Below are 12565 nucleotides of genomic sequence, written 5' to 3' on the forward strand. Positions count from 1 at the left end.
TCAGCCGTTTTTTTTGAGGAAACACCCAAATATTTCAAGTGCTTGAATGAAATGAACGGATGTTGTCGTCCGCATTCAGCCGAGCCCTGGCACCAAATCCTATGACCTACGCTATTTCGTTATGATGGTGATAAACACATTGCCGCAGAAATGAGGAGACAAAAGCACAACGCATCGTATTTGCGGAAATCGGTCCGGATTGGCGCAACTTCCTTTATCGTTTCACCGGAAATGACCAACGGCCTTCGCATCGTACAGCAATTTGTCGCCCTCGCATGACGAAATCCGAAAGCGCGGCGAACCTCCAGGCAGAAAGGAAGAAGGTCTCAAGGATTACCCGCCGATCACCACGAGCGACACCGAGTGTCGCCTGATGCAAATCCAGATTGCTATCGAGGTTCGACATTCTTCTGGCGCCCCAGCCGATAGGATAAAGCTGCAAAGTTCTGGCAATTCAAGGCTTGGGGATCGTCCCGACGACTGCTCGCCTGTTAACACGCATAGCGTTATCGGCGAGGCGGATGTAACAAAGCCGACGAAATCTGGCCGCTTTCGGTCGCTTGGGAGTCCTTCCGAACGGTGGAACGCGTTAGGCTGACAAACTGCATACGTGAAAGGAAGATGCCCAAGATTGCTGAAAGTGTCCTCTCTACGAGCCAGCTGTATGGATCTGGAACAGTCTCGACGAGGAGATTCTACCTTCACTTTGGGCTTCGGAAGAATTCCGTTGGCCTCGTTGTTCGCCAAAGCGTGCTGTGGAACCCCGAAGCTGGCAGGACTGCACCTGATGCCGAACCGCCCTGCAAGTCAGCGTCTGGAAAGCCGCACACAGTATCCCCCGCCTCATCAACCTGGATTAAGGATCCGCACGCCTCGCTGTGGGACCTTGAGGAGCAACTCAAGCCGTCGCGGTCGACCCAATGTCCTAATTCCCCTTGATAGGGCGAGCCTCAGTTATTGATACTACCCTGCAAGCGCAGCTTCCGGCGGTACTGCGCGCCCACCGCGTTATCTGATGAGTCCACCTGATTACCATTCTTTGCCGGTTACAAGTGGACCAGTTGGATTGGTATATAAGGTGCAACAGGCTAGTTCAGCTTTGGATCTTCAGCGTGAATGGTCTCGTTAGCCAGACAATGTAACTTCAAGGTTCCCCGCAGGCACAATGTCGAGGCGCAGCCCTGAAGTCCTGCAAGCTCGCGCAGACCCAGGAACCACAAAGCTCCCGGCGGTAGCTTGAGTTCTGTATCCACAGCCTGCGGACAAAAATGCGTTAACGCTCCCTTAACCTTAAATTCCTTGCAGGCATCCCAGAATCGGAATTATAGTTGCGAAAATGTCTCCTCTTCGCATTGTTTTGCGAAACTATCCTGGGAAGGACTAAAGTTCTCCAAATGAGCGAGCAGCTTATAAATCGTTTTGATCATGAAATAGCCCTTCAGGGTTCAAAAATCTCTAGCGCGCTGAATATGTTACGGACGCAACAATATCCACCGGACGCACGCAAGAACCTGCGAAAATTTCAGCTCGCTGAGGTCGCTGACCTTATTGGAGTCACACAATCTCATTTGCGCCAACTGCATAACGAAGGCAAAGGGCCTGAAGTAGAAATCATTTCAGGACGCCGGTACTACACAGCTGAACAGATGCTGGAGCTGCGCGCTTATCTCGAGGATAACAAGAAATCGGACAAGCGCATCTATCAACCAAAGCGCAGGCCGGGGGAGGGGCTGCAGGTACTCTCGGTCGTAAATTTCAAAGGTGGCTCCGGCAAAACGACCACGGCCGCTCACCTTGCACAGTATCTTGCACTTACCGGCCATCGCGTACTTGCGATTGATCTTGATCCTCAGGCATCGTTGACGTCGCTATTCGGCATCCAGCCTGAACTGGATGATATCGCGTCGCTTTATGAAGCAATCCGTTTTGACGAAGAGAAAAAGCCTATTGCAGATATTGTGCAACACACAAATATCCCAAATCTGCAAATCATACCCGCGAACCTCCTGCTGCAGGAATATGAATATGATGTTCCTTTGGCTATATCTGGCAAAAAGGGAGATGAGGGTCGCCTGTTCCACCTGCGCATCGTCAACGCGCTAAAAGACATCGACGCAGATTATGATGTCGTGGTTATCGACTGTCCGCCACAACTTGGTTATCTCACAATCACAGCTCTGATGGCCTCAACAGGCATTCTGATTACAATTCATCCTCAAATGCTCGATATTATGTCGATGTCCCAGTTTCTCCAGATGTTGGGCGGCATCATGACCTCGGTGGCAGATGCCGGCGCTGAAATCAGAATCAAGTGGTTCCGGTATCTCGTGACCCGTTTTGAGCCGACAGATATCCCGCAGGCGCAAATGGTCGGGTTCATGCAATCAATGTTTGCACAGAATATGCTGAAGAACCACGTTCTAAAATCGACGGCAATTTCTGATGCATCCATCAAAAAGCAAACCTTATACGAAGTCGAAAAAAGCGACTTCGTACGCTCAACCTACGAGCGGGCCATGGAGAGTCTTAACGCAACCAATAGTGAGGTAGCGGATCTGATTCACCATGCATGGGGGAGGAGGTAGGCAATTGTCAGCCGTTCTTTTTCGCTTTTTCGCGCGATTTTACAGCGGGTTACGCGAAATGACCAATAAGGATGATTATGCTCATGTCACGTAAAAATCCATTTGCAAACCTCGATCTCGCATCAATCACAAGCGATAATTCAGCTGCAAAGAAGCCGGCTTATGGCATGACTGGAGCCGCCAAGACTGTTGTTCGATCCATTGAGGAAATGGCTGAGAACACAAAGCGGCTGATGGACGGGGAGACAATCATTGAGATTGACCCTCAGCTTCTCGACGTCTCCTTCGTTGCTGATCGACTGTCGGAAGACGAAGTTGAATATAATGAGCTAAAAGAAGCCATCAGGGAACACGGCCAGTCATCACCTATTCTCGTGCGCCCTAATCCGCAAAACGCTGAACGATATATGGTGGTTTTTGGCCATCGCCGGGCAAGGGTTGCGGTAGAACTTGGCAAGCCTGTAAAGGCTGTAGTCAAAAAACTGGACGATATTTCCTCTGCAATTGCTCAAGGCCAGGAAAATTCCGCACGTTCTAACTTATCATTTATAGAACGCGCATATTTCGCTCAGAATTTGCTATCTAACAGCCTTACAAAAGATGTCGTCAAATCCGCTCTGGGCGTCGACGATGCCATGCTGTCCAAAATGCTTAGCGTGGCTGAATCCATACCATCGACAATCATGATGGCATTGGGTGCATCAAAGAAAATCGGCCGGGATAAGTGGCTATCGCTTCGACAAATACTTCTTAATCCAGCCCATCGGAATGTTGCTCTTGAGCGAATTTCCACCGATGAATTCATCAGCCTCCCGGAAGAAGACCGGTTCGACGCCTTACACGAGTATCTGAAGAGATACAGCATACGATCAGCGGCCAAATCTCCTGCCAAAGCGTCTGCTGAGACAACCTGGTCATCGCCCGATCGTTCCGTGAACTTCTCGATGAAACAAAAAGCAAGAAAGGTTGCTGTTGAATTCTCAAATGCTGAAGCCAAGCCATTCAGTAGCTGGATATCGAACAACATGGATCGGCTTTACAACGAGTATAAACAGTCGCAATCCAAACCGAATGGAGCTTAACTAGCAAAAGAAAAAGGCCCCCAAAACGTTGCCGCATGGAAGCCTCTCTCAATCTGTAGCAAGTCTGAGAATCGCATTTCCATGATTCCCTGTCAAGAGTCTTAGCGTCGTTTTGGCGAGCAGATTTCTTTTGCCCGGAAGAGGTAAAAGGAAATGCAAATCCTGGAAACATTAACGCCTGCTTTTCGCGGGCGATCGAAGAATTGTGCCCAATTACAAGTGTCTTCCCGAACGACCGTTGTAAAAACTGTCAGCCGATGGGACGTCTACAAAAACCTGTGTATCGCAAAAACAGCATTTGGCTTGAACGACCGTAGCCTCGCCGTCCTCAATGCATTGCTGTCGTTTCTTCCCGGGAATGTTATCAGCGCCAAACAGTCTCTCGTGGTTTTTCCCTCAAACCGCCAGCTCTCACTGCGAGCTCATGGCATGCCGGAATCCACTTTGCGACGACATTTGGCTTCATTGGTAAAAGCAGGCTTGATTTCTCGCCGTAACAGCCCCAACGGTAAGCGATATGCCTACAAAGATCGGGCAGGGCAGGTAGAGGAAGCCTTCGGTTTTTCTCTGCTTCCACTCTTGGAACGCGGTGCAGAAATAGCGAAATCAGCTGAAAAAATTCGCGCTGATACCATGCTCGCGAAGCGCACCCGTGAGCAGATCACGTTGAAGCGACGTGATCTGGCGGCAAAAATTGACAGCGCACTAGCTGAGCACCCTGGCGAGCATTGGAAATGTGCCCATGTGCGTTTCCGTGCTATCGTTGATGCCATACCGCGCCGAGCAGCCCCAAACGAGCTGTGCATCATTCTTCAGGAATTATCCGCATTAGAGATCGAAATCGATAAGCATCTGAAATTGCAGGTAAATCTAACGAAATCGGGCGGCAATGCCGCTGAAAATGAGCGGCAGCATAATGAATCCCAGACTGAATCCTTTAATAAGATTCAAAAGATAAATTCAGATGATTTGAGAGAAAATTCAAAAAAGTCCAGCACCCCGAATACGCACCACGGGCTGCATCCGTCTTCCTGTTCAAAAGAGTTTCTCGACATTATCCTGAGAACATGTCCAGACATTCGAGACTATAAGCCAACCATAATCACCTCATGGCGAGATCTAGCAGATGCCGCAAAGCTAGTTGCTGGTTTTCTTGGTGTTAGCCAATCCGCATATCACAATGCTGTAGCTGTTATGGGGTTGGAAACGTCATCCGCAGCAATAGCCTGGATATTGCAACGAACAGACCAGATAAAGTGCGCTGGCGGGTATTTAAGGTCACTCACCGACAAAGCCAGAGAAGGCAAGTTTTCGATGGAAGGGCTCGTTGGGTTATGTTTAAAAACAAATGCAATCTGATCAGTGCTTTGGGCCAACGTACGCCCGGGGCTGTTTGTTTGAGACATCATGCCAAACCTGAACCTCGCGCCAAGACGGAAAGCTCCGACAGATTTTGGCATGCTGAAGCTGTATTGCAGCAGCTCTATCTGGCTCAACACAGCGGTGGGGTGAAAGTTGTACAGATGAACGAATGCCGATCCTTTTCAGCGGATCCGATCAGTTTCGTGAGCATGTTTGGCAACCGTTTTTCAGTGAGGCAGCTATGCTCTGAATTGACATGTCCAGAAGATCAGACAGCCAGACAGACCTTGGGATGAAATGATTGCGTGGCCAGTGTCTGGATGTGTCGAGCAAAATCAGCCGCTTAACACTGCGAGGAATTGGCTTGCTTCCGGCAACTATTCCCATTGACAGGACCCGGCCGAAATGTTCGCCCTTCTGGAGCAAGTCGATGGGATACTGCAAACAGTCGCGCAAGTGACGCAGCGAAGCCATTTCCCGCGCCAGACCAAAGCTGCAACCGGCGTTCAGTTCCATTAGGAATTAGAAACCGATGAACTTCATTATAGAGCAATATCGTTCCATTGCCGTCAATGAGGGCGCCGGTAGGCTCATCTGCATAGGCAATGTACTGGTCCCAACGAAAAATCGCCTTCAACGTTTTCTATAAAGGGAGCCCGGCATTCCGCCCGCATGCGTAATAATACTGTTTTCGTCCGACGCCGGGGAGGTGCCCTAATAGAAGTCGAATTGCCCTTCCAACGTCGCACAGTAATGGATATTTCCATTCATCAAAATTACCAAGCGGGCATACCGATGGCGGGTATATTTGCGCGCCTGCTCCTTGGCGATAGAGGAACCTTTATCTTCACATCGTTTCAAAGACAGTCGGCGGATTCTCGTCCTTGCCCAGTAACAGGAAAATCGTTGAACCCTGTCGTACTTTTCTCAAAATCAGCGGGAGGCATCCGATCTGCCAGGTCCGGGGTGTCACGTTCGCGTCAAGGGAGCGCGCCCAACGCGGTTCTTTAGCAGCCGATTGATCCCGTGGAAAACCTTAACAGGAAATCGAGTTTCCAAACCCGTTAAAGCATGGATATTGATCAATCCACCGGCCGAAATTCGGTATCATTATGCCTTTGGAACAAATCCCACTCCAAAACCAAACAATCGGCCAATTTTCACTAACGTTTCGAGCGTTGGATTCGCTGTTCCCGTCTCGATCTCAGCAACCTGGCGCCTGGTGAGCGAAAGTGCCCTGGCAAATTCAACTTGTGTCATCCCAAACCCTTGACGGATTTCTAAAACCGCCCCAGGTAGCCTCAAGTCGCCGTTTCGAGCACGCTCCGCCAGCATTCGCCGATTGTCAAGAATCTCTTCTTTAGTGGGCTTTTTCCAGCGAGCCATCTAGCTGTTCTCCCCTATCATTCGAACGCAGCAAGGACGCTGTCTGCTATCGCTATACAGCGCCCCATAGCATGTTCGAGAATTTCCGAAGACGCCCCCATATTTTTCGCCAGGGCTGGTGCTTGCCGCAGACGTTCAGAAAACTGGAGAAGCTCAACAACGAGCGCTTTCTGCTCCTCTGCTGCAACCATCAGCTCTGCGCAAATCTGTTTCCAATCCGGAAGATGATCGCGACCGCTGTCACGCATCCTGGCCCAACGCGTGGAGCGAACAATCCCCTCTCTGGCGAGCCGCATTGGCGCGAAATCAAAGAGCGGAGAGAGGCGGATCGTGCCGTCGGGATATTTGCTGAGCGCGGAATTTCGACCGTGATTATCGGGATTGCCGAGCGCCAGATTGGCAATGTCGCGCTTTAGATATTCGGCAATATCCGCGAAGGGATTATCAGAATATTGACGCAGAACATCGATGTAGGCCTCATGCGTGCCGACATGGCCAAAATCGGCAACGCCGATCGCGGCTACCAGGCTTTCCTGTCCCAGTCGGACGGTTCCGCCACCTTCTCTCTTCTTCCGGTCGAAACGGGGAATGATCAAAACGCCTTCGGCATAGGTTGACGGTTCGCTGACACCCAGGCCAATCTCTTGAGCGATCCGCGAATAAAGGCCTTCCCCTTCGAGGATAAGGCGATCCACAGGCTCGTTGCTGCGTACCAGCTTGACAATGACGTGGCGGACGGCCTCTTCGTCGGTCACGAAACTGTCGGGATAGTAGAGCCCATCCTCCGCCTGTGTCATCGAGACCTTCGGCCATTCGCCCTGAAGACCGCTTGAACCGGAGGCTAGCATTCCAAAACGATCGGCGACTTCCATGAAGCGATCCGACCGCTCAAGGATTTCCGCTTCCGTCACCCCTTGACGCTTCACACCGCGCAGTCGTTCCGCTTCGGCGTCCGCCGCTTCTTTGATGCGGATGTTGCCTATGCCGCCCGTAGCCGATCGCAGAAGCAATGGCAGATCAGAAGCGCGCGAACCTTCAGCAAGACCAAGGTACCCGGAAAGCTTTCGCCGCGCATGCCCCTGCGGCATAAGATCCAAGAGGAAAGGGGGCCAGCTCCCACTATATCGATTTTCAAGATCGACGGGATAGCGGACGGACAAGGCGCGCTGGTCACGAACCGTTTTTCCGGCAGAAAACTCCGCCGATGCCACGGTGACGAAATAGTCGAGATCGTAGTCGACGATCGACGCGCCCAGGTAGCCCACCGCGTCGTTCTTTAGTTCCAGTGTCGCGGCGTGATGCCATTCATCGTCAAAATGGGTTTGGAGCGTGAGGCGCATTAAATGACCCTTTCAATGGTTCAAATAATACAAATTCTTCAATTATTCAACCCATTAAAATGGGTTAATAAGAGTCAAAAGCGCCTCGGGCACACCGGCCGTTTGACATCACACAGGCAAGCGCGCGCAGTGGGCGACAGGCTGAGCGGCCAGTTTGATTCAAACTTCTGAACGGCTAGCGGAGCTGACCTGCCACTGAACTTTCATCCAACGGCGATTAGAGCCTCGGCGGTTTTGACTACGCCAATTGGCGTGTTGGTAGCAACCGGCGGAAACGCCAAGCTTTCATATTGCGCAGCGTTGGAGCCGGTTGCGGCGATGGATCCAGCATAGACCGCCGGGGTTTGGTATCCCAGCGACGAGTGTGGCCGGAAATTGTTGTAATCGTCGGCCCATTGGGCGATGGCGCTGCGGGCGTGATCGAGGCCAAAGAACAGGCTTTCGTTGAGCAATTCGTCGCGCATCCGACCGTTGAAGGATTCAACATAGCCGTTCTGCATAGGCTTTCCTGGCGCGATATAGTGCCACTCAACCTTGTGATCCTTCGACCAGGCCAGGATGGCATTCGAGGTGAGTTCCGTGCCGTTATCGGAGACAATCATTCCTGGCTTGCCGCGTCGTTCGATCAGTGTCGTCAGCTCCCGTGCGACACGGCGGCCGGAGATTGTGGTGTCCGGGATTGCTGCCAGGCATTCCCGCGTCACATCATCAACGATATTGAGAATCCGGAACCGTCTCCCGCATGCAAACTGGTCGTGCACGAAATCGAGAGACCAACGGGCATTTGCTTTCGCCTCGACCAGGATCGGCGCACGCGTGCCGACGGCCCTTCGTCGAGCCTTCCGCTTGCAAACCGAAAGCCCTTCCTCGCGATACAGCCGATAGATGCGGTTGACGCCGGATGGCTCTCCGTCCCGCCTGAGCAGGACGAACAGCCGTCGGTAGCCGAAGCGCCGTCGCTCGTTGGCAAGGTCGCGCAGCTTCGCCCGCAATTCGACCTCCGGCGGTCGGCAGGACCGATAGCGGATCATCTTGCGATCAGCAGACACAATCTGGCAGGCCCGCCGCTCCGAAAGACCCATTATGTCCTTCAGATGTGCAACGGCGTCACGCTTGGCGGCAGGCCCTACCATTTTTTTGCGAGAAGCTCGCGGAGTGCGGCGGCATCGAGCATCTGCTCGGCCAACAGCTTCTTAAGCTTGGCGTTCTCTTCTTCGAGTGCCTTCAGGCGCTTCGCCTCGGACACCTCCATACCGCCGCATTTGGCTTTCCAGTTATAAAATGTTGCGTCCGAAATCCCATACTTGCGGCACAGGTCGGCCACCTTCATGCCTGCCTCCTGCTCCTTCAGCACCGCAATAATCCGCTCTTCCGTAAATCGCTGCTTCTTCATTCGTCCGTCCTTTATTGGGCCGGAATAATCCATTCTGGAGGAAATTCTCAGTGGCAGGTCAGAGCCAACCCAAGAACAAGGAAACGGCTCCATCACAGCGAAGAAAACCATTCCGAAGCCGCAGCGCCTGGAAGGGTCGCGTTCCAGCAAAATGTCGAGGTCTGTGACTCAGTGCCTTTTTAAAACCCTTCCTATCGAATGAAGGAAACCAGTTTTAGAGGCGCCCGAAACTTCTTGCATACCACCCTGCTTCACTCGCGGACTATAAGATGCCCACAATCCCGGATTTGTTATCCAAGGTGCATCGGTTTCGGCTTTATTTCTGTAAAAGAAGACTTTCCCGGCCAATCTTTCGCGGTTTCTGTATACATAGCGGAGCTCGCTTGCAGTAATGGATTGGCCTTGAGCGCCTTCTTTATGAACAATTTTTTCCTCATCCAGTCCATCGAGCGCAAAGTGGATTCTGTTACCTGCTCCGCTTGCGGTCATTTCAATACCTATTTTGCTGCCCCGTTTCCAAAGAAGCCTCGGGGCCAGTTGTGAGCTGTTTCCATTCCACACATGATAAGGTGATATACCGGGAGATTTTCTGACTTCCCTGTAAATATTGGCTATATTGAATTTGGGATTATTTTCACCAGCCTTAAAAAAGTCGTCCCATAGCGGATAATTTCTAGCTCCTTTCACCAGATCTTTGATGTTGGAAGGAGGTGCTAATTTTTTCTCATATTTTTTTTTGGGCGATATAATGAATTTCGAGATTGCAGCTGGGTCGGCGCTGAGCAGAGATTGTCCAGAAATTGTATTGTTATATAAATCGATAATTATAGCGGGTGCATTCTTATCGTTCGAATCGAATTCCCGTCCTAAAGCCGTTGGAACATAGGCAGTCCGGACTCTAGCAAGGCCGTAGACCATATCGCCTTTTTCTTCTCTGAAATTTTCATTTATAGGTCTTAAGCCATCGTTATCCTTGAGCGTCACGGGATTATTGCGAACCATTCTATACAGGTTCAATCCATCCACTGCCCCAGCTGGATCAGCACTTAACCAGCGTCCCAACCAGGGCTGGTAATAACGATACCCGTAATAGTATAGCCCTGTTACATCACGTTCTTTGCCGGAATATCTGATGGTTTTGTAATCCGCTTCCGTTTGGCTCCGCGCCGTCCATATGGCCGTGCCTCCATATGGATAGTATTCTTCCTTGCTGATCACGTTTCCTTCGCTGTCCAGTTCCAGGGTACTGCTGCCGGTCAGGTTTCCATAGCTCCAGCGTATCTGGGCATTGTCTATTGCATCAGGTTTGCCTTTTTCCCAGTGCAGCACCCTGACCTGTGCCCGGCCGGCTAGGCTGACAGTAATAACCTGCATCCTTTCTGCTTCCCGATCGCCATTGTTTCGGGTTCGCAGTTCCACCCCTGCCAAATAGACAACCCGTCGTGTCTGCATGCCAGTGCCTGTCTTTTGCGTTCCGATTTTCAAGATACGTCGGCCGCCCGCATCATACCGGTAGCACTCGCTGTCGTCCGGGCCGTTCTCTCGGACCACTTGCGTTGCTTTCGACAGCTCGTTGCGCGAGTTCCAGACAAGTGCTTGTCCCGGTCTGAGCTTACTCTGCTGTCCTCCTGTCGTGAACATGGCATCCACGTCAGCGGGCATTTCACACAGTGACTGCATCAAAGCCCGATTACTGCGGTTGCTAATAGTGAGCTTCCTCGTAAAACCGCTGCCTTTACCGGAAAAGTGCCGAAACTGCGTTAGGTTGCCAGCAGAGTCATAGTCGTAATGGCGAGTATAGTTTGTGTAAATCGAATCTGCTACCGGAGGAATAATGGGGGCAGGGAGGCCTCCATCATTCAAAGCGCTGCTAGTCAACTCGCGCCCTGTAGCTTTAACGAGTTGATAGAGGCTGTCATAGATATAAGAATTTCCGGGCGTAACCTTTTGGTTGTGAGAGAAGCGGATTTCTTCGGCTTTATCGTAGAAAGCAACCACGTTGCCCGCTGGATCATATTCATAGCGTAGATCCTGAAGTACTTTCTGCCCCGACCCATGTCCCTTCGGCCTTTCCGTTCTTATTCCGGTCAGACGCTGGGTTTCCGGTTCGAATGTATAGCTGGTGATCACTCCATTGCCGTGTTCCTCACGTTCCGCCTGTCCTGCGGCAGAATATGACAGGGATTTCACGACCGGTTGTTCTTCGCCTCCTTTGATCGTCAGCCAACTGGCCGACAATAATCCCGCGACATCGTATTGGACTCGACGCATGTTGCCTTTTGCATCGGTGAAGGTAAGTAGCGCTCCCGTAGCATCCGCGGTCGAAATAGCGGTGAACTGATCGTCATCCAACAATTTATTCCAGGCGGAGCAATCATTTCCCGGCCACTCAGCTATCGCTTCCGGCTTGTTCGAGTCCTTGCGCAAGCAGCGCGTCACTGAGAGCGGCACTCCTGTCACGGCTACGCTATCGGTTCGCACTACGCCAGCGGTATCGTAATGGCTCACACACTGTCCGGCGAGGTTAAATGCTTTTTCCTCGTCGGAACATCCCGCATATACAAATCGCTCCGTGATACGGGGAACTTCACCCGCGACCTCTTCGGTCACGCTGACGGGCCGCCCTGGCATTTCAGAATCTTCATATTGCCAAGTTTTGGTAACGGCTTGGCTCCTGTCTTCGGTACCATCTTCCAGAATGGCTATGTTGCTGATCAGGATAAATGGACGGCCCGCAGCGTCATTGAGTGAAACTGTAGTTCCGTTATCTGCTCCACTTGTACGGACAATATTCCCGGCAAGGTTAGCCAGATATGTGAAATTTGTATGCCCGGCCTCACGCATACGCGGGTCAGCGCTTTCGGCAAGAAAACCGCGCACATCATAACGATGGCTTGTAATTCGTTCGTTTGTAACCTCCGGTTCGTCGGGATGCCGATGGTAGGTTATCTCGCGTACGACCAGTCCACGGTTATCGACAACCTTGACTGATGGTGTTTTGCTAAACAGCGATACACTCAATAGTCTCTCCCGTTGAGTCAAGCTTCCGATCAGGCGCTTTAGTATACGCGCTCAATAGATTAGGACTCTGCCGCAGCCTGGGGCAATTAGCAGAAAATTCCGAGAGCTGTCCCACCCAGTACATTAATACAAATTCTTTCGATCAAGGATGGGGTAAGGTCTTCCAATCGCAGAATTTTGCATGAATTTTGGCATAGAATCAATTCACGGCTCATATATCTAATGCGGGATCAGCAGCAGTTGCGCGCTCAACGCTTCGATTGCAAAGCGAGGGCTTCAGCAAGCGCCCCGATAGTGTGCCAGAAGAAAGGACCCGGAATACATGGTGCGATGGCAACGCGTTTCTAATGTGTTGCGAGCAACGTATCGGCCTGCCCAAAACTATCATCCGAACGC

The 12565-nt window shown here is 51.4% G+C and carries 7 protein-coding genes; 3 read left to right on the plus strand and 4 right to left on the minus strand.

Annotation, left to right across the window (positions count from 1 at the left end):
• The first annotated feature begins 1394 nt into the window (after positions 1-1394).
• The 3 genes from repA to repC all read left to right on the plus strand — a co-directional run bounded on the left by repA (position 1395) and on the right by repC (position 5026).
• Entirely contained in the window at positions 1395-2585 is a 1191-nt protein-coding gene (gene repA / locus ACOWVS_RS21030; protein WP_075042421.1) for a plasmid partitioning protein RepA, read from the plus strand.
• An 83-nt stretch (positions 2586-2668) separates the two neighbouring features.
• Entirely contained in the window at positions 2669-3667 is a 999-nt protein-coding gene (repB, locus tag ACOWVS_RS21035; RefSeq protein ID WP_075042447.1) for a plasmid partitioning protein RepB, read from the plus strand.
• A 153-nt stretch (positions 3668-3820) separates the two neighbouring features.
• Complete coding sequence (repC, locus tag ACOWVS_RS21040; protein ID WP_075042422.1) at positions 3821-5026, plus strand: plasmid replication protein RepC; 1206 nt, start codon at positions 3821-3823, stop codon at positions 5024-5026.
• Between the two features lie 1113 nt (positions 5027-6139).
• Here repC and ACOWVS_RS21045 read toward each other — a convergent pair.
• The 4 genes from ACOWVS_RS21045 to ACOWVS_RS21060 form a co-directional block, all read right to left on the minus strand.
• The gene (locus tag ACOWVS_RS21045; RefSeq protein WP_075042423.1) at positions 6140-6415 is read right to left on the minus strand and encodes a helix-turn-helix transcriptional regulator; all 276 of its coding nucleotides are present in this window, start codon (positions 6413-6415) and stop codon (positions 6140-6142) included.
• A 17-nt stretch (positions 6416-6432) separates the two neighbouring features.
• On the minus strand, positions 6433-7755 hold the full coding sequence (locus ACOWVS_RS21050; RefSeq protein WP_075042424.1) for a type II toxin-antitoxin system HipA family toxin: 1323 nt from the start codon (positions 7753-7755) through the stop codon (positions 6433-6435).
• Between the two features lie 203 nt (positions 7756-7958).
• Positions 7959-9148 (minus strand): IS3 family transposase gene (locus tag ACOWVS_RS21055; RefSeq protein ID WP_139309318.1). Its coding sequence is split into 2 segments (ribosomal slippage): positions 7959-8896 and positions 8896-9148, totalling 1191 coding nucleotides; the frame shifts between segments, so codons are not numbered across the junction.
• 168 nt (positions 9149-9316) lie between these two features.
• Positions 9317-12169, minus strand: a complete 2853-nt coding sequence (locus ACOWVS_RS21060) for an RHS repeat-associated core domain-containing protein (RefSeq protein ID WP_081375299.1) — start codon at positions 12167-12169, stop codon at positions 9317-9319.
• Positions 12170-12565 lie beyond the last annotated feature (396 nt).

Source organism: Brucella sp. IR068 (assembly GCF_049065885.1).
Classification (GTDB): Bacteria; Pseudomonadota; Alphaproteobacteria; order Rhizobiales; family Rhizobiaceae; genus Brucella; species Brucella intermedia.

What these genes read in the sequence shown, in the direction of transcription:
- repA (WP_075042421.1), top strand. Translation starts at nt 1,395, where the DNA reads ATGAGCGAGCAGCTTATAAATCGTTTTGATCATGAAATAGCCCTTCAG.
- ACOWVS_RS21050 (WP_075042424.1), bottom strand. Translation starts at nt 7,755, where the DNA reads ATGCGCCTCACGCTCCAAACCCATTTTGACGATGAATGGCATCACGCC.
- repC (WP_075042422.1), top strand. Translation starts at nt 3,821, where the DNA reads ATGCAAATCCTGGAAACATTAACGCCTGCTTTTCGCGGGCGATCGAAG.
- repB (WP_075042447.1), top strand. Translation starts at nt 2,669, where the DNA reads ATGTCACGTAAAAATCCATTTGCAAACCTCGATCTCGCATCAATCACA.
- ACOWVS_RS21045 (WP_075042423.1), bottom strand. Translation starts at nt 6,415, where the DNA reads ATGGCTCGCTGGAAAAAGCCCACTAAAGAAGAGATTCTTGACAATCGG.